Source organism: Flavobacterium aureirubrum (genome assembly GCF_038739835.1).
Lineage (GTDB): Bacteria > Bacteroidota > Bacteroidia > Flavobacteriales > Flavobacteriaceae > Flavobacterium > Flavobacterium aureirubrum.
This window is the reverse complement of the sequence record NZ_JBCGDO010000004.1, coordinates 26,077-42,026: the sequence shown is the minus strand read 5'-3', so window position 1 is coordinate 42,026 and position 15,950 is coordinate 26,077. Positions and strand designations below refer to the sequence as shown.

19 protein-coding genes are annotated in these 15,950 nt (G+C 30.7%); 9 read left to right on the top strand and 10 right to left on the bottom strand.

Annotation, left to right across the window (positions count from 1 at the left end; genetic code table 11):
* Positions 1-3: 3 nt before the first annotated feature.
* From WFZ85_RS04645 to WFZ85_RS04620, 6 genes are all read left to right on the top strand, one after another.
* Complete coding sequence (locus WFZ85_RS04645) at positions 4-411, top strand: DUF2141 domain-containing protein (protein WP_342695115.1); 408 nt, start codon at positions 4-6, stop codon at positions 409-411.
* Between the two features lie 140 nt (positions 412-551).
* The gene (locus tag WFZ85_RS04640) at positions 552-1,172 is read left to right on the top strand and encodes a tetratricopeptide repeat protein (protein ID WP_342695114.1); all 621 of its coding nucleotides are present in this window, start codon (positions 552-554) and stop codon (positions 1,170-1,172) included.
* 37 nt (positions 1,173-1,209) lie between these two features.
* Positions 1,210-2,547, top strand: coding sequence for a 2TM domain-containing protein (locus tag WFZ85_RS04635; protein WP_342695113.1), 1,338 nt, complete (start codon positions 1,210-1,212; stop codon positions 2,545-2,547).
* Between the two features lie 2 nt (positions 2,548-2,549).
* Positions 2,550-2,852 carry a 2TM domain-containing protein gene (locus WFZ85_RS04630; protein WP_342695112.1) on the top strand — a complete coding sequence of 101 codons (303 nt, stop codon included), beginning with the start codon at positions 2,550-2,552 and terminating at the stop codon, positions 2,850-2,852.
* Between the two features lie 2 nt (positions 2,853-2,854).
* Positions 2,855-3,160: a 2TM domain-containing protein gene (locus WFZ85_RS04625; protein WP_342695111.1), complete on the top strand. Its 306-nt coding sequence runs from the start codon at positions 2,855-2,857 to the stop codon at positions 3,158-3,160.
* A 41-nt stretch (positions 3,161-3,201) separates the two neighbouring features.
* Positions 3,202-3,957 carry a LytR/AlgR family response regulator transcription factor gene (locus WFZ85_RS04620; RefSeq protein ID WP_342695110.1) on the top strand — a complete coding sequence of 252 codons (756 nt, stop codon included), beginning with the start codon at positions 3,202-3,204 and terminating at the stop codon, positions 3,955-3,957.
* Here WFZ85_RS04620 and WFZ85_RS04615 read toward each other — a convergent pair.
* From WFZ85_RS04615 to WFZ85_RS04585, 7 genes are all read right to left on the bottom strand, one after another.
* On the bottom strand, positions 3,949-4,719 hold the full coding sequence (locus WFZ85_RS04615; protein WP_342695109.1) for a CDP-alcohol phosphatidyltransferase family protein: 771 nt from the start codon (positions 4,717-4,719) through the stop codon (positions 3,949-3,951). The genes WFZ85_RS04620 and WFZ85_RS04615 overlap by 9 nt on opposite strands.
* Positions 4,720-4,913: 194 nt before the next feature.
* On the bottom strand, positions 4,914-5,426 hold the full coding sequence (locus tag WFZ85_RS04610) for a YceI family protein (RefSeq protein WP_342695108.1): 513 nt from the start codon (positions 5,424-5,426) through the stop codon (positions 4,914-4,916).
* Positions 5,427-5,634: 208 nt separating this feature from the next.
* Positions 5,635-6,657, bottom strand: a complete 1,023-nt coding sequence (locus tag WFZ85_RS04605) for a COX15/CtaA family protein (protein ID WP_342695107.1) — start codon at positions 6,655-6,657, stop codon at positions 5,635-5,637.
* A 67-nt stretch (positions 6,658-6,724) separates the two neighbouring features.
* Entirely contained in the window at positions 6,725-8,140 is a 1,416-nt protein-coding gene (locus tag WFZ85_RS04600) for a CCA tRNA nucleotidyltransferase (protein ID WP_342695106.1), read from the bottom strand.
* Positions 8,141-8,227: 87 nt separating this feature from the next.
* Entirely contained in the window at positions 8,228-8,626 is a 399-nt protein-coding gene (locus WFZ85_RS04595; RefSeq protein ID WP_342695105.1) for a GxxExxY protein, read from the bottom strand.
* A 34-nt stretch (positions 8,627-8,660) separates the two neighbouring features.
* Positions 8,661-9,227, bottom strand: coding sequence for an L-threonylcarbamoyladenylate synthase (locus WFZ85_RS04590; protein WP_342695104.1), 567 nt, complete (start codon positions 9,225-9,227; stop codon positions 8,661-8,663).
* Between the two features lie 23 nt (positions 9,228-9,250).
* Positions 9,251-10,240, bottom strand: a complete 990-nt coding sequence (locus WFZ85_RS04585) for a glycosyltransferase family 2 protein (RefSeq protein WP_342695103.1) — start codon at positions 10,238-10,240, stop codon at positions 9,251-9,253.
* A 70-nt stretch (positions 10,241-10,310) separates the two neighbouring features.
* Between WFZ85_RS04585 and WFZ85_RS04580 the strand changes: the two genes are divergently transcribed.
* Complete coding sequence (locus WFZ85_RS04580) at positions 10,311-11,174, top strand: hypothetical protein (protein ID WP_342695102.1); 864 nt, start codon at positions 10,311-10,313, stop codon at positions 11,172-11,174.
* Here the strand turns inward: WFZ85_RS04580 and WFZ85_RS04575 are convergent, their stop codons facing one another.
* Positions 11,175-12,227 carry a glycosyltransferase family 4 protein gene (locus WFZ85_RS04575; protein ID WP_342695101.1) on the bottom strand — a complete coding sequence of 351 codons (1,053 nt, stop codon included), beginning with the start codon at positions 12,225-12,227 and terminating at the stop codon, positions 11,175-11,177.
* A gap of 70 nt (positions 12,228-12,297) precedes the next feature.
* Between WFZ85_RS04575 and WFZ85_RS04570 the strand changes: the two genes are divergently transcribed.
* Both WFZ85_RS04570 and WFZ85_RS04565 read left to right on the top strand, forming a co-directional pair.
* Entirely contained in the window at positions 12,298-13,062 is a 765-nt protein-coding gene (locus WFZ85_RS04570) for a lipopolysaccharide kinase InaA family protein (protein ID WP_342695100.1), read from the top strand.
* 23 nt (positions 13,063-13,085) lie between these two features.
* On the top strand, positions 13,086-13,913 hold the full coding sequence (locus WFZ85_RS04565; RefSeq protein ID WP_342695099.1) for a glycosyltransferase family 2 protein: 828 nt from the start codon (positions 13,086-13,088) through the stop codon (positions 13,911-13,913).
* On the opposite strand, the gene WFZ85_RS04560 is transcribed toward WFZ85_RS04565, so the two are convergent.
* Together WFZ85_RS04560 and WFZ85_RS04555 are read right to left on the bottom strand one after the other, a co-directional pair.
* On the bottom strand, positions 13,885-14,949 hold the full coding sequence (locus WFZ85_RS04560; protein WP_342695098.1) for a glycosyltransferase family 9 protein: 1,065 nt from the start codon (positions 14,947-14,949) through the stop codon (positions 13,885-13,887). The genes WFZ85_RS04565 and WFZ85_RS04560 overlap by 29 nt on opposite strands.
* Before the next feature lie 7 nt (positions 14,950-14,956).
* Positions 14,957-15,937 carry a glycosyltransferase family 2 protein gene (locus tag WFZ85_RS04555; RefSeq protein WP_342695097.1) on the bottom strand — a complete coding sequence of 327 codons (981 nt, stop codon included), beginning with the start codon at positions 15,935-15,937 and terminating at the stop codon, positions 14,957-14,959.
* Positions 15,938-15,950: the final 13 nt, after the last annotated feature.

Below are 15,950 nucleotides of genomic sequence, written 5' to 3'. Positions count from 1 at the left end.
ATTATGTTACACACTATTTTATGTTCGCTTTTTATGGTAGTTGCCACTGGCAGTGCACAAACTACCACTTTGACTGTAGAAGTTTCGGGCTACAAAAACAATAAAGGAAGCGCCTATGTAGCGGTTTATAATACCGAGAAAGACTTTCTTAAAAAACCTTTTTTGGGTAAAATTGTTAAAATAGAAAATCAAAAAGTCGTGGTTACTTTTACTGATTTGCCCAAAGGTGTTTACGCCGTGAGTTCTTACCACGATGAAAACAGCAACGGAAAATTAGACACTAATTTCATGGGAATTCCTAAGGAAGACTATGCTATGTCTAACAATGCCAAAGGATTTATGAGCGCGCCAAAATATCAAGATGCCAAGTTTCAGTTGAACGAAAGCAAAACTATTAGGATTAAAATATAAAAACTACAATTCATCCTCAATAATCTACAGTTGGGTAATTATTAGTTTTACATCGGCAGTTAACGAAATACTTTTGAAGTGTTAAAATAATCGAGTTTCAAATCATCAAAAAAAAAATCAACAATTAAAAATTAGAAATCATGACAAAATTTAGTATCACAATCGCATTTATTGTTTGTTCGTTCTTATCAGTTAACGCGCAATACGAACAAGGTATGGGAAAAGCCATGCAACTTTGGGGTGAAGGAAAACCAGAAGAAGCCACTTCGCTATTTGAAAGAATTGCTTCGGCCGAAAAAAACAATTGGTTGCCTAATTATTATGTAGCGTTTATCAATACAATTGGAGCATTTAATCCTGCTAATAAAGAAAAAGCCGCTGGCATGATTACCAAAGCCCAATCGGCACTTGATGCAGCCACGGTTATTAGTCCAAACAATGATGAATTACTAGTGGTTCAGGCGATGCTTTACACGGCCATCTTAACACAAGACCCAATGAACAACGGGATGAAATATTCAAAACTTGCTATGGAAGAATATGGAAAAGCGCTGGCGATAAATCCAAATAATCCACGCGCCGTTTTTTCTAAAGCAGAATTCGAGATTGGTTCGGCAAAATATTGGGGAACAGATACCAAACCAATGTGTGCTCAAATTGAAAAATCAATTGGACTATTTGCTAACTTTAAACCTGCAACGCCTTTCTCACCAAAATGGGGATTAGATAGAGCGCAAGAAGCGTTGAAAAATTGTAAATAATACATTAAGAAATTACCTGTCCATTAAATACATGATTATGAAATTTACACTCAGAGAATTACTAAGGTCAATAGGAATTGGGGTATTAATATTTTTTATTTTAGTGTTGCTTAATCTTATTTATGGCGGTACAATAGAATGGAATATTGAATTAGGAAGAGACTTTTTATATACGCTTATGTATTCGGTTTCACTGGCTTATGCTAACCAAATTGTCTTTAAATATTTAGATAAAAAATTTTATAACGAACGTTTTTCGTTGAAAAGAATTCTAGTTGGGTTTTTCACCTCATTTGTAGTAACGATTGCTGTTATTTTTCTAATACGTGTAGTTATTGAAGTGGTATTTGAAGGAAACACCATTGAAAACTATTGGAATAATGAGCGTCCATCCAATTATGTTTTTGCTTTTGTAATGACTTTTATTGTGCTGTTATCTTTTTATGCCTTTTACATTTTTAAGGCCTATAATGAAAACAAAGTCAAAGAACAAAAAGTAATCGCTGGAGCAGCTTCGGCAAAATTTGAAAGTTTAAAAAATCAAATCGATCCTCATTTTCTTTTTAATAGTTTAAATGTGTTGAGTTCGTTAATAGAGGAAAATCCCGAAAATGCGCAACGCTTTACTACTTCGTTGTCTAAAATATACCGCTATGTTTTGGAACAAAAAGACAAAGAATTAGTACCTGTAGAAGAAGAATTAGCTTTTGCTAAAACGTATATGAATTTATTAAAAATGCGTTTTGAGAACTCCATTAATTATGATCTTCCAGTAGGTTTTGATAACCTGGAAGCTAAAGTAGTGCCACTTTCTTTGCAGCTTTTATTAGAAAACACCATAAAACACAATGTGGTTAGCGAACAGAAGCCATTGCACATTAAAATTTATATCGAAAATAACTACCTCATTGTAGAAAATAATTTGCAAAAAAAGGAAGTGCTTCAGGATAGAAAAGGCGTTGGATTACAGAATATTGTCAACCGATACGCATTAATTTCAGAACGAAAAGTATTGGTAGAAGAAACAACCAATGCATTTAGAGTAAAAATTCCAATATTAACAAAACAAATTACCGTTATGGAAACCACAAATAATTACAACGAAAATATGGCTTTTATCAAAGCCAAAGAAAGAGTAGAAAACTTAAAAGGATTTTATGGCAACTTAATTTCCTATTGTTTTGTCATCCCAGTTTTAATATTTATAAACCTCAATACCTCCAATTTTCAGTGGTTTTGGTTCCCAATGTTGGGTTGGGGAATGGGATTAACCTTTCATGCTCTCGAAACGTTTGGTTATGGGAAATCATGGGAAGAGAAAAAAATTCAAGAGATTTTAAACAAAGAAAATAATGCAACTAATAAATGGAAATAATCATGGAAACCAAAGCAACAGATTACGAAAAATACCAACGCGCCAAAGAGAAAGTGGCCGAAATAAAAGGATTTTACTCTCATTTACTCTCCTTTGTTTTTGTAATGGCCTTTTTAATTTTTGTTAATTTAAAATACACACCGCAGTATCTTTGGTTTTTATGGACATTTTTTGGTTGGGGAATTGGCTTGCTTTTTCACGCTAGTAGAACTTTTAATATTGTTCCTTTTTTAAATAGTGATTGGGAACAGCGCAAGATTAAGCAGTATATGGATGAAGAAAACAATAAAAATAAATTTATATAATCATGGAAAATTTAGACCAAATAAAATACCAAGAAGCAGTAAAACGCGTAAAAAAAATTAAAGGATTTTACACCCATTTACTAGTGTATCTTGTAATCAATATAGCTATTATTTTATCCAAGGGAGATTTTGATAACAACAGCACTTGGAGTTTTGAAATGAGAAACTTTTCTACTGCATTCTTTTGGGGAATTGGACTTGTAGCGCACGGATTTACTGTTTTTGGTCCAGCGTTACTGCTTGGAAAAAATTGGGAAGAAAAAAAGATAAAAGAATTGATGGAGAAAGAGAAAACTAATATGCAGTAATTATTCTTAACTCCTAACTTACAACACTCAACGCAATAAATATGAATATAATAATTATAGAAGACGAAAAACCAGCAGCACGATTACTCCAACGAAAAGTAGAGAAACTTGGTTTGCAAGTCAACACCTTGTTACACTCGGTAGAAGAGTCTATAGATTGGTTTCAAAAAAACACACATCCCGATTTGATTTTTCTTGATATTCAACTTTCTGATGGATTATCATTTGAAATTTTTGAAAGTATTGATATCAAAAGTGCTGTTATTTTCACTACTGCTTATGACGAATATGCTTTGCGTGCTTTTAAATTAAATAGCATAGATTATCTGCTAAAACCTATAGATGAAGATGATTTAGAAACAGCAGTTTCAAAATTCAAAAATCAATTTCAAAAAAGCGGTGTGACCAATTTGGATTTTGAAGCCATCAAACGGATGTTTATCAATCCACTAGACAGAACCTATAAAAAGAGGTTTACCATCAAGATGGGTCAACAATTAAAAATGGTAAATATAGAAGAAGTAGAATGTTTTTATAGCGAAAACAAAGGCACCTATTTGCATACTTTTGACAATAGAAACTACCTATTAGACACCACTTTAGAAGTATTAGAAACCGAATTGGATCCGAAGGATTTCTATCGTGTTTCCCGTAAATTTATCTTACCACTCAAAGCCATTAAAGAAATTCAAATGCATAGCAACTCGCGCTTAAAAGTTATTTTGCCTACTTACAAAGACGATGAGGTAATTGTAGCGAGAGAACGTGTTTCTGATTTTAAAGAGTGGTTAGGTTAGTGTTTTTTTTCGGATTGCAATTAAAATAAAAATAAACAAACTAAAAGCTATAAAAAAGGGAACGATATATTCAATCCAACCAAGGGCAAGCATTGCTGCCATGACCAAAAGTTGAAATCCTAATCCGTAAATAGAAAGAAAGGTCATAAACCAGTTTGGGAATGTTTTGGCTTTGTACGCGTCGGTGTCTAAAAAATGGATTATTTTATCAAAAATTCCGTAGACGATTTTGTAAATTCCAAATAAAATATTGACTGATTGCTGCGTTTCTCCCGGCAAAGCCTTAGGTGTTTTGTATTCAAATATTTTACTGGTTGTGTCGCCACCAACTGATTTTGTTCTCAAAATTACATAGTAATAATTATACAAAGTGCCTTGCAACTGAATGCAAATAAAAGCGACCAAAGTCAGCCAAATGTTAGTTGCAGAAACATAACAAATGGTCATTAAAAACAAAAAGTTCAATATAATATCAAATACACTATCCAAATACCTTCCCGAATAAGAAGGTGTTTTTTTCAATCGGGCCAATTCGCCGTCAGCCGCATCAATCCCTGATTTTAAAAGGATAAAACATCCAGCCAAATAAAAGTGATTTGTGAGGATACAATAAATGGCAATCAAACCCGAAATTCCAAATAACAAGGTGACATGAATAGGAGTGAAGCGCGTGTTTTTTAATTGATTGGCAAAAAACCGTCCAAAGGTTCTTCCATAATCTGATAAATCTAAAAATTTATCTTCAGCAGCAAGTTTTGACATGTACTATCAGTAAACAAGAGGATGTGACAAAATAGTCGGGTTGCAAAAGTAGGTATAAAATTTTAATTTACAATTTGGTAACAAAGAAGAAATAACAGGGAAAAGATTATGACATTTTAATACACTTCTTTATCATATTATATAATGAAAAACAAGCGAAATATCGAGAGTAAAATGATATCAACAGGCAACTTTTAAGGTTGTACTTCTTTGCAACTAATACTAACATTTAATTTAACGGAGTCTGAAAGAACCATGCTGCGATCTCCTATTTTAAAAGTTTTTCTGCTTACTTCGAATGTGCCTTTGATTAATTTTACTCCTTCTTTGGTAGTAATTGTCGCAACAACTTCTGTAGGTTTTGTAATTCCTTTGATGGTTAAATTCCCTACGACCACAAATTTATGCAAGCCAGTTGTTTTGGTAATTTTTGTGCTTTTAAAGCTAATTAATGGATGCGTCGCCACATCGAAATAATCTTCGTTTTTCAAATGTTTGTCACGTGCTTTGTTTTCTGTATTCACAGAAGCAGCATTGACACTTAGTGCTATTTCTGATTTTTCTATGCTTTCATTATTTACTGTTAAAGTACCTGTCAATCCTGAAAATGTCCCATCAACGGTTAGTCCAAAATTTTTGATTGCAAATTTTATTTTAGAGTCGTTTTCAATGGGGATGAATTTTTGAGCGCTTGTTGTTGTTGACATAAGTATGGTGATGAGTATTATTTTGATTACTTTCATTGTGGGTTCTACATTATGATACATAATTAGAAATATAAATCTTTTGTAATTGTTACTCTGTCTTCTGCAGTAATTTTACATCGGTTAAAGACTTGGAATAACAACCTCTAAGGCAATTCTTGGGTTGAAATAGAAAATCGATTTCTAGTAAATCAATGATAAGTCGTAACGTTTAATTGCGAGTTTTTTTAGCATAATTTTCTAAAACCAAATAAAACTGCACACCAAATAACAGCGCTGCTAATATCAGGTGAATGGTTTGTGAACCAAAAGGAAAATAGAAGTTAGCCATAATTACACCACTTAGTATTTCAAATCCTATAATTAACATCACCCAATTTATTTTTGAAAAACCTAAATTCAGTTTTCGATTGCTGTAAAAAAGATAAATATTGAGTAGTAAAACTGCGATTGAAAAGCTTCTATGCACGTAAAAAGAAACTTCGGGCGACTGTAACCACATCATTTTTTCCAAACCTGCTTCTTGCATGTGGTCAATAAACTCCCGAACTGTTGTACCCAAAACCACTTGAATAATGGTTAATCCTAATGCAACAACTATTACCTTTTTAAACAGTGGATTATCAATTTTTGATGATGTTATCTTTGTTGTCGCTTTGAAAATCAGATACAGTTGCATGGCTACAATCAGGAAGGCAACTAACATGTGAGTAGTAATTTTATAAGGACTCAGTTCTGAGTCGACTACAGTTTTTCCTAACCAAGCTTGAAAACCCATTAATACACAGATTCCAAGTGAAAAGAAAACAAAAAGTTTGCGTTCTTTCCAATAATAGAATGAAACCAAAAACGTTATAAAGCAAGCCAACCCAGCCAATGCGCCCAATAATCTGTTGATATATTCTATCCAAGTATGCATCGGGTTAAAAATAGCATAATCGTGTTTGGTATATTTTTCCCAATCTGTGGCTTGATATGTCGTCGACGATGTAAAATCTTTTTTTGCCACAAAAAGTGTTTCGTCTAAAATGATGACTTGTCCTTTTGTGTACTCTTTATTGGCGGTAAAGAGTAATTCTTTTAACTCTGTGGGTGGAATGTAGTAGCCAAAACACTTGGGCCAATCAGGACAACCCATGCCCGAACCGGTCATTCTCACTAATGCGCCAGCAACTATTACTAAATAAACTAAAATCAAAGAAATTTTTGCAATAGTGACAAAGTGTTTTTTCATTTTTTTTCTGAAAATAATTATGTTACAAAAGTAGAGAAAGCATTAAATCTATTTGGTTTAACAAACCTTAAACTTTTCTCAAACCTAATGTTTCAGCGCGTTTTAAAACAAAATTGTAGGCAGCTTGATATTCGTTGGGAATTTCGCCCTCAAGAATGGCTTCTTTAACGGCTTCTTTCAAAATTCCTATTTCGCGCGATGGTTTCAAGTTGAAAAGTTCCATAATTTCTTCTCCTGAAATTGGCGGTTGAAAATTGCGAACCTGGTCTCGTTCTTCTACTTCAATGATTTTTCGACGAACGATGTCAAAATTATTATGGTATTTTTTGAATTTCGTTGGATTTTTGGTTGTGATATCTGCTTCGCACAAAGTCATTAAGTTATCTACATCTTCGCCAGCATCAAAAACTAAGCGACGAACAGCAGAGTCTGTCACGATATCTTCCGATAAAACAATAGGACGTGAACTCAACATCACCATTTTTTGTACAAATTTCATTTTTTGGTTTAATGGCATGTGCAATCTTTCAAAGATTTTCTTGACCATTTTACTACCCAGAAACTCATGTCCGTGAAAGGTCCAACCTTGTTTTTTGTTGAATTTTTTTGTGGGCGCTTTGCCAATGTCGTGCAGTAAAGCTGCCCAACGTAACCAAACATCGTCGGTATTCAGACAAATATTATCTACGACTTCTAAAGTATGATAAAAATTGTTTTTATGAGTTTGCCCTTCAATTTCTTCTACATTATTTAAAGCAGTAAGTTCGGGAAGAATGATGTCCAATAAACCCGTTTTGTACAAATGTAAAAATCCTATGGATGGTTTTGGTGTTTCCAAAATTTTATTCAATTCATCTACAATTCTTTCACCCGAAATGATTTTGATACGTTCTTTGTTTCTTTCAATTGCTTTTAAAGACTCTGCTTCAATGGTAAAATTCAATTGAGTTGCAAATCGTATGGCGCGCATCATTCGCAACGGATCGTCTGAGTACGTAATATCTGGGTTTAAAGGTGTTTTTAGGATTTTGTTTTCTAAATCTTGCAACCCATTAAATGGATCAAGGAGTTCACCATAATTTGATGCGTTTAACGAAAAAGCTAATGCATTGATGGTGAAATCACGACGATTTTGGTCGTCTTCAAGCGTTCCGTTTTCAACTATAGGATTACGACTGTCTTCTGAGTAACTTTCTTTTCGTGCGCCAACAAATTCGATATCAATCTCTTTATATCGCAACATAGCGGTTCCATAGTTTTTAAAAACTTGAACCTTCGGTTTATTGTGTAATAATTCAGAAACTTTCAATGCTAATTCAATTCCCGAACCAATAGCCACAATATCAATGTCTTTTTTGAAATCACGTTCTAATAAATAATCACGCACAAAACCGCCAATAACGTAACTTTCGAGGTTAAGTTCTTGACTTGCTTTTGAAATAATTTCAAATATGGGAATAATTAATGCTTTTTTGTAGTTCATGGTTTTTACCGCAAATTCGCAAATTATTTTTTTCTAATTTGTAATGAGTTAATAATAATGTAATCAAGTAATTTTTAAAATGAAAAACTACAACTTATTAAATTGTTTTTTTGAATTTACAATCCTTTTGTATTCCAATGAAATTAGGTTAAAATTCGCTAAAATTGCCAATTCATTTTTAGATATATTCAAATAATTCAAACACTGATTGTAGTGGCTATTATTAAAACAATCTACTGTTTTGATTTCAAGAATTATTTTATCAAAAACTACAAAGTCAGCATAAAACTTATGGTTTAATATGGTATTTTTATAATGTACTGCGAATTCTTTTTCTCTTTCAAAAGAAATATTAAGTTGGTTAAATTCATATTCAATGGCATCCTTATAAACAATTTCAGAGAAACCTTTTCCAAGATTTTTATGAACATCAAAAAGGACACCTACAATTTTATAACTTTCTTCTTTATGTAAATATTCTAACATTTTTTTAAAATAATTTGCGAATTTGCGGTAGATTTTATTTTCTAATTATCTTCACCTGACTATCATTTGTCAATTTAATAACAGTAGAAGGTTTATCACAAATTTTGTCATGGTGCAAATTTACTACATAGTCTACACCGTTTATAATTTCGGGTGCAATTTCTTTGAAAGATTTTGGAGCAAACATGCCACTTACATTCGCTGATGTTGCCACCAGTGGTTTTTTCATACGCTCTAATAACTTGAAACAAAACGGTTCTTTCACCATTCTTACACCGAGAGATTTATCAGTAGCTACTAAATTTAGAGCAATATTTCTAGGGTTGTCCAATACTAAAGTGGTTGGTTTTTCGGATAGGTCTAGGATTTGCCACGCCACATCGGGAATTTCTTTGAATAGATTATACATCATTTTTTCACCATTTGTGATACAAATCATCTCGGTGTTTTGTTGTAACTTTTTTAAATCGATTATTTTTTTCACTGCTTCTTCATTTGTAGCATCGCAACCAATTCCCCATACTGTGTCGGTAGGATAGAGAATGATGCCACCATTTTGAATAACTTCAAATGCTTTGTAAACTTCTGTGTTGCAATCCAATCTAATAAGATTTAGTTATTTATTCAAAAAAAACATTTAAAAAATAAATTAATTTTATCGATTAATCTCAATGATTTGAAATAAAAACCAGATTTTAAAGAATTATAAAAAAACATATCTGGGTTTTTACAATTTAGTATAGTTCTACGTAATACCTTTTTAATGTGTTCATCCAATAGGATTTCATTATAAAATCTATGTTGTTTATTCTTCTCTATTACTAATGTAGCAAAATTTATAGTTTTAAGAATATCATTTTTGTCTAAATTTCTTTTTAAACTAACCGTATTTAAGAAATAGTCAATATTTGGGTCATTAAACAAAACTCCAAAATTCTCTAGTTGCCTTTTTCTGATAATTATTTCTGATTTTTTTAAGTTGTCAGCTTTAGTTTGACTTATATTGTTGTCATGCCAACGGTATCTTAATAAAGGTTCAGGGATGTTGGCAAATTTAGTTTTTTTTATTAATTGACTCCATAATGCGTAATCCTCTGCTGGCACTAAATCAGTATCAAATTCTAAACCATTTAATTTAGATTTTTTTAGCATTACAGTTGAATTCCCCATTCCACAACTATCTAAAAATTGTATTCTTAATTTAGGGTCAATTGTTGAATGTTTTATTATTTTATTTTTCTTTCCAAAAATTGTAAACCATGTTCCACACAATCCTAGAAATTCATCTTGTTCAAATAACTTAACTTGTTTTTGAAATCTTTCAGGATGTGCAATATCATCTGCATCCATCAATGCTATTAGGTCTGTTTGTGCGAGCTTAATACCTTCATTTCTTAGTTTTGCAGGACCTTGATTTTGATTTTTATTAATGACAATAACTCTTTTATCTTTAATTTGGTAACTGTTTAAAATTTCGGAAGTTTTATCTGTTGAATTATCATTTAAAATAATAAAAACAAAATCTTTATAAGTTTGATTTAATATACTATCAATTGATTCAATAAGGAACGCTTGTGCATTATAGACAGGCATAACAACTGTAATTTTACTCATCAAAATTTTTTACGAATATAAAAATATTATCCTTTGATATGTTACATTTGTGCAGTTTAATAATAATTAGATGAAGATTCAAGTTGGTTTCCTTATATCTTATGATTACGAGTTGTTAAAAAATGCTTTACCAAGGGTTTATAATAATGCAGATACTATTTTTTTAGCAATTGATAAATACAGAAGGACATGGAGTGGTAATGTTTTTTTAATAGAAGAATCTTTTTTTAAATGGCTTCGTTCATTTGATACTGAAGAAAAAATAATCATTTATGAGGACGAATTTTATATTGAAAGTTTTACTCCAATGGAATGCGAAGTAAGAGAGAGAAAATTGCTTGCGGAAAAAATGGGAATTGGAAATTGGCTGATACAGTTGGATGTAGATGAATATTTTTTAGATTTTAAAAAATTTGTTTTAGATATCAGAAAGTATGATTCTTTTCTTCTAAATCCCAAAGTTCAAGAAATCCAAATTGCTGCTTTTTTGATTAATATATACAAATTTGTGGAAGATGGATTTTTATATGTTGACAAACCAACACGTTGCTTAGTAGCTACTAATGTTCCTAACTATAAGGTGGGTAGAAATACAAGAAAAAGAATAATTTATACAAGTAATTTAATTTTTCACGAAACATTGTCGCGTTCTGAAAAAGAATTAGAAATGAAAATTAAAAATTGGGGACACAAAAATGAATTGAATCCACATTTTTTAGATAAATGGAAAAGTGCTAATAAAAACAATTATCGAGAGTTGAAAAATGTTTTTTATATAGAACCAGAAAAATGGAAATCATTGCAATATGTTTCAGGTAAAAATATAGAAGAAGTTTCTAAAAATTTTAATTCTAAACTTTTTTTACCAACCTCTTTTCATATCAGAAAAAAAAATTTAGGTCAATGGTTTAAATTCTTATTTAAAAATAAATAATTATTTGTAAAGATTTAAATATTCTTCAGCGGCTTTTTTCCAATTAAAAAAAGCTGCTCTTTTTTTTACTTTAACAATAGCCATTGGACCTTCCATTTTGAAAAGTTCAATATTTTTTAAAAGAAACGATTTCATATATTCTGGATCAAAATTTTCCCAATAGTAAGCTGCATCTCCTCCAATTTCAGGAAGTGATGTTTTGTCTGATAAAAAAACAGGTTTTCCATAAGTCATTGCTTCAATTGGCGGTAGTCCGAATCCTTCCCTTATTGAAGGAAATAAAAATGCTTCACAATTTCTTAGATAAAAATGCTTGTCCTGATCTGAAATTTTTCCTGTTACAAAAACATTTTTTAACTTATACTTCCCTATAAGTTGCTTAATATATTCTCCATAAGGTTTATTATTATTGCCAGAAATAATTAAGCTATAATCGGGCATAATTCTCATTATTTCAACTAATGAATGAAAATTTTTCCTTTCAATAAAATCACCTAGAGTAAAGAAAAAAGGTTTACTGAATGTCATTTTTGGAAATACATTAGAATCGGTTACTACCTCTGCAACTGGATTTCCATTATAAATTATAGTTTCAGGAACATCAGGAACATTAAAGTATTGATGAGTTTGTTCTTTAGCAAAATTTGAAATATAAGTAATACAATCTGCTCGATTTAACTTTTCAATGAATTTATTTTTTTTGTGATTCATATCAGAAGAATATTCCTCAACAAAATTAACATCATGAATTGTTAAAATATATTTTTTTGGTTTATGGAATGGTTCTACTTTAGTATTTTGATTTAAGCTATGCCAAACATCATATTTTTTTCTTGTTCGAAAAAAAGGATATCTTTGCAGACTTTGATATCTGTGGTAATTAAAGGTTGTGCCGAATTCCTCTTGCAATATTTTAGTATATTTTGCATTTAATGTAATAGATAATTCTGATAAATTTAATTTTGAAATTGCTTTAATTAATTCATAATTAAAGATTCCTAATCCGGAAGCTCTATTTTTTATATTATGAGATTCTAAAAATATTGTTTTCATATTTTTTTTTGTAAAAATATTCAATAAATTGGAAATATAATCTACAATAGCTACTTTTGATTAAAAAAACATGCTTTCGCAATATCATTCCAAATTTTATAAATATAAAAATCAAATTGGAAATTGTATTATCAATTTTTCTTCATCGGGTAAGAATTTTGCGATAGGCAAACGAAATTCAATCAAACTTTTTGAATTTAATGAAATTACAATTAATGTAAAATCCTTTAAAATCCCTAACCTTTTTAACAAAATAATTTACCGTTATTTCAGAAAATCAAAAGCGAGACGTTCCTTCGAATTTGCAAATAAGTTGTTAGAAAACGAAATCGGCACACCGCAACCCATTGCTTATTTTGAGAATTTTGATTGGCTAGGTTTAAAAGATAGCTATTATGTTAGCGAACACCTGAATTGTGATTTAACCTACCGTGAGTTAGTTGAAATTCCGGACTATCCGGATCGGGATAAAATTCTGAGACAATTTACTCAGTTTTCTTATCAATTGCATCAAAAAGGAATTGAATTTTTAGATCATTCGCCAGGAAACACCTTGATTAAAAAAAATGAAAAAGGAGACTACAATTTCTATTTGGTTGATTTAAATCGAATGAAATTTCATAACGAAATAGATTTTCAAACCCGCATGAAAAACTTATCTCGTTTAACACCTAAGAAGGAAATGATTGCTGTCATGAGCAATGAATATGCTAAACTTTCTGGCGAAGATGAAAATACTGTTTTCAAAACCATGTGGCAGCTTACAGAAGATTTTCAATATGGTTTCCACAGAAAAAAAAGGATAAAAAAGAAATTGAAGTTTTGGAAAAAGTAGTATTTTCACTTTTTAATCCTTAGATGAAAATATCAATTATCATCACCACTTATAATTCACAAGAATGGCTCAAAAAAGTACTCTTGGGTTTTAGTGTGCAAACTGTTGATGATTTTGAAATCATTATTGCTGATGATGGTTCAACATATGAAACCAAAGCAGTTATAGACTCTTTTTCTGCTCGATTTACACATCCTATTATTCATGTTTGGCATGAAGATAATGGTTTTCAGAAATCCTTAATTTTAAATAAAGCCATTCTAAAATCGAACGCTGAGTATTTGTTGTTCACAGATGGCGATTGCATTCCTAGAAATGATTTTGTAGCTACACATTTAAGATTTAAAGAGGAAGGTTTTTTTCTTTCGGGTGGCTATTTTAAATTACCTATGACTGTTTCAAAATTAATCAAAGAAGAAGATATTATCAATCAAAATTGTTTTTCTATTTCGTGGTTGAAAGGCGCGGGTTTACCAATTAGTTTTAAACTAATTAAGTTGATAAAAAATTATTACTTTAATTCGTTCATGAATTGGCTTACTCCAACAAAGAGAACGTGGAATGGTCATAACTCATCGGGTTTTAAGAAAGATATTATTGCTGTAAACGGTTTTAATAACGATATGAAATACGGTGGATTAGACCGTGAATTAGGCGAACGACTTGATCATCTTGGATTGCTGTCAAAACAAATTCGATATTCAGCTATTTGCTTACATCTTGATCATGAAAGAGGTTATGCTTCACCCGAAATTTGGAAAAAAAACAATGCTATTAGAGCTTTCAACAGAAAAAATAAAGTAATTAAAATCGAAAATGGAATTACTTCAGTTGATTCTCCAAAAATGTAGTCAAACTAGGCTCAATTAAATCTAAAGTAAACTCTTGGTAAAGTGATGATGACTCGTTTATTAATGTTTTATATGATTTGTTTTTAAACAATTCTGGTTTAAAATCACTCAAATGAATAGAGATATTATTTATTCCATCTTCAAATGTAGCCCAGCCTTTTTTATCAATAAATGGTGAAAAGATAATGTAACACGGTTTTTTTAACGCTTTTGCCATATTTATTGCACCGCCATCGTTGCCAATTATCAAATCACATTTATTCATAATGGCAATGAATTCTCGAAGGTTTTTGCCTAAAACTGAAAAATATATTTTGTTTTGTGTGGTGGATTTACAATTTTCGAAAACTTTTTTTGCTTCATTTATTTGGCTTGGAATATAATTGAACAGTATATTCACATCGCCAGTATCAGCTATCAAATCTACTAGTTTTGACATGTATTCTAGCGGATATGTTTTGTTCTTATCACTGCCAATAATACTTATCATGACCATTTTTTTTGACCGGTCAATTTCATGCTCTTTAAAAAGTCTTTCAGCAAAATTTTGTTCCTCAGTTGAAACATAAATTTTTGGAAATGGGTCAAGAGTTATGTTCAAATGTAATGGCTCTAAAAGCGCTAATCTTTCATCGATAATTAAGCCGTAGTTTGTAGCAGAAATTCGTGGTCTTTCTATGGTATCAGTATAAATATAACGTATTACCTTTTTTTTGAAAGAAATTTTCATTTTTGCTCCAGAAAATACAACGACAAGCCAACTTTCTAATTTAGAGTAGGCATCAATGACAACATCATATTTTTCTTTTCTTATGGATAGCAGCAATTTAAAAAGTTCCCATTTATTTGAGCGGTGTTTTTCTTCAAATAAGATTAAATTATCTATCGATGTATTGCCATTTAAAACCGCCACTGTAGATTGATACACCATATAATCAATTTGTGCATTAGGATATTTTTTACGCAAATTGTCACACAAAATAGTACTTACTAATACGTCGCCAATCATTTTTTGTTGAATTACTAATATTTTCATTCCGTATCTAGGATTTCATTTTTAAATAATTCATTGACCGTGGACTAATCCAAGTTTTATTTAGGATTGCTTGGTAGTAATAGCGGATTATGTTTTTTAGTAATAATCGATGGACAATCAATTTTGGAATAAAAAATAAAAACAAACTAAGTATTGATAAAATCAATTTCTTTATAACTGTATCTAAAATTAATAAAGTTTGAATTAAAATTTGTTCTGACACATTGAAATAATTGCTTATGTAAACATGTTTCGAAATAATTACTTCAGTCTTTGTGAGTGCTTTTGTTTTAACATTTATTCGTGATGCTCCACCATGTTTATGAAAAATTGTAGTTTTTCTTGTAACAGCAATTTTTCCTCCGTTCAAAGTTACTTTGTGGCAAAGATCTACATCTTCAAAATACATCCAGTAATCTTCATTCCACCCCTTAATTTTATCAAACCATTCTCTACTAATAAATACCACAGCGCCCGAAACCCAGTCAGGATAAAATAAATCTGAATTTGTTTCAAACCTTCCTTTGAGTTTATTTTTGTATAGTTTTCTGTAAAATATTCGCGATATACCAAAGAAGCGACCCAGTTTTGGAAATAGATGTTTTTGATTATAGTATAGGTTGTTTTCGTTTACTTGAAGACATGAAAGTATCCCTATTTCTGGATTGGAAACAGCAGTTTGCAATAATTTTTCAAGTGCTTCAGTTGTTATTTTTGTGTCAGGATTTAAAAATAAGATATACTTTCCAATTGATTTTGAAGCGCCAAAGTTACAGCCGTTGGCAAAACCATTATTTCCTGAATTTTCATAAAATTTAAATTCAGAAAATCGTTTTTTACAATCTTCTAATTTATTGTCATTCGAAAAATTATCGATAATGATTACTTCAAATTGTAAAGTAGTTGAAATAATTTCTTTCAACGAATGAAGACATTCGTCCAAAGATTTCCACCCACGATAATTAACAATTACAACTGATATATCCAAATTTACAATAATT

Bases quoted from the DNA above. Each gene is read 5' to 3' on its own strand.
- WFZ85_RS04610 (WP_342695108.1), bottom strand. From the start codon at position 5,426: ATGTCAACAACAACAAGCGCTCAAAAATTCATCCCCATTGAAAACGAC.
- WFZ85_RS04560 (WP_342695098.1), bottom strand. From the start codon at position 14,949: ATGAAAATATTAGTAATTCAACAAAAAATGATTGGCGACGTATTAGTA.
- WFZ85_RS04645 (WP_342695115.1), top strand. From the start codon at position 4: ATGTTACACACTATTTTATGTTCGCTTTTTATGGTAGTTGCCACTGGC.
- WFZ85_RS04615 (WP_342695109.1), bottom strand. From the start codon at position 4,719: ATGTCAAAACTTGCTGCTGAAGATAAATTTTTAGATTTATCAGATTAT.
- WFZ85_RS04575 (WP_342695101.1), bottom strand. From the start codon at position 12,227: ATGAAAACAATATTTTTAGAATCTCATAATATAAAAAATAGAGCTTCC.
- WFZ85_RS04605 (WP_342695107.1), bottom strand. From the start codon at position 6,657: ATGAAAAAACACTTTGTCACTATTGCAAAAATTTCTTTGATTTTAGTT.
- WFZ85_RS04640 (WP_342695114.1), top strand. From the start codon at position 552: ATGACAAAATTTAGTATCACAATCGCATTTATTGTTTGTTCGTTCTTA.
- WFZ85_RS04635 (WP_342695113.1), top strand. From the start codon at position 1,210: ATGAAATTTACACTCAGAGAATTACTAAGGTCAATAGGAATTGGGGTA.
- WFZ85_RS04565 (WP_342695099.1), top strand. From the start codon at position 13,086: ATGAAAATATCAATTATCATCACCACTTATAATTCACAAGAATGGCTC.
- WFZ85_RS04630 (WP_342695112.1), top strand. From the start codon at position 2,550: ATGGAAACCAAAGCAACAGATTACGAAAAATACCAACGCGCCAAAGAG.
- WFZ85_RS04570 (WP_342695100.1), top strand. From the start codon at position 12,298: ATGCTTTCGCAATATCATTCCAAATTTTATAAATATAAAAATCAAATT.
- WFZ85_RS04595 (WP_342695105.1), bottom strand. From the start codon at position 8,626: ATGTTAGAATATTTACATAAAGAAGAAAGTTATAAAATTGTAGGTGTC.
- WFZ85_RS04585 (WP_342695103.1), bottom strand. From the start codon at position 10,240: ATGAGTAAAATTACAGTTGTTATGCCTGTCTATAATGCACAAGCGTTC.
- WFZ85_RS04625 (WP_342695111.1), top strand. From the start codon at position 2,855: ATGGAAAATTTAGACCAAATAAAATACCAAGAAGCAGTAAAACGCGTA.
- WFZ85_RS04600 (WP_342695106.1), bottom strand. From the start codon at position 8,140: ATGAACTACAAAAAAGCATTAATTATTCCCATATTTGAAATTATTTCA.
- WFZ85_RS04580 (WP_342695102.1), top strand. From the start codon at position 10,311: ATGAAGATTCAAGTTGGTTTCCTTATATCTTATGATTACGAGTTGTTA.
- WFZ85_RS04620 (WP_342695110.1), top strand. From the start codon at position 3,202: ATGAATATAATAATTATAGAAGACGAAAAACCAGCAGCACGATTACTC.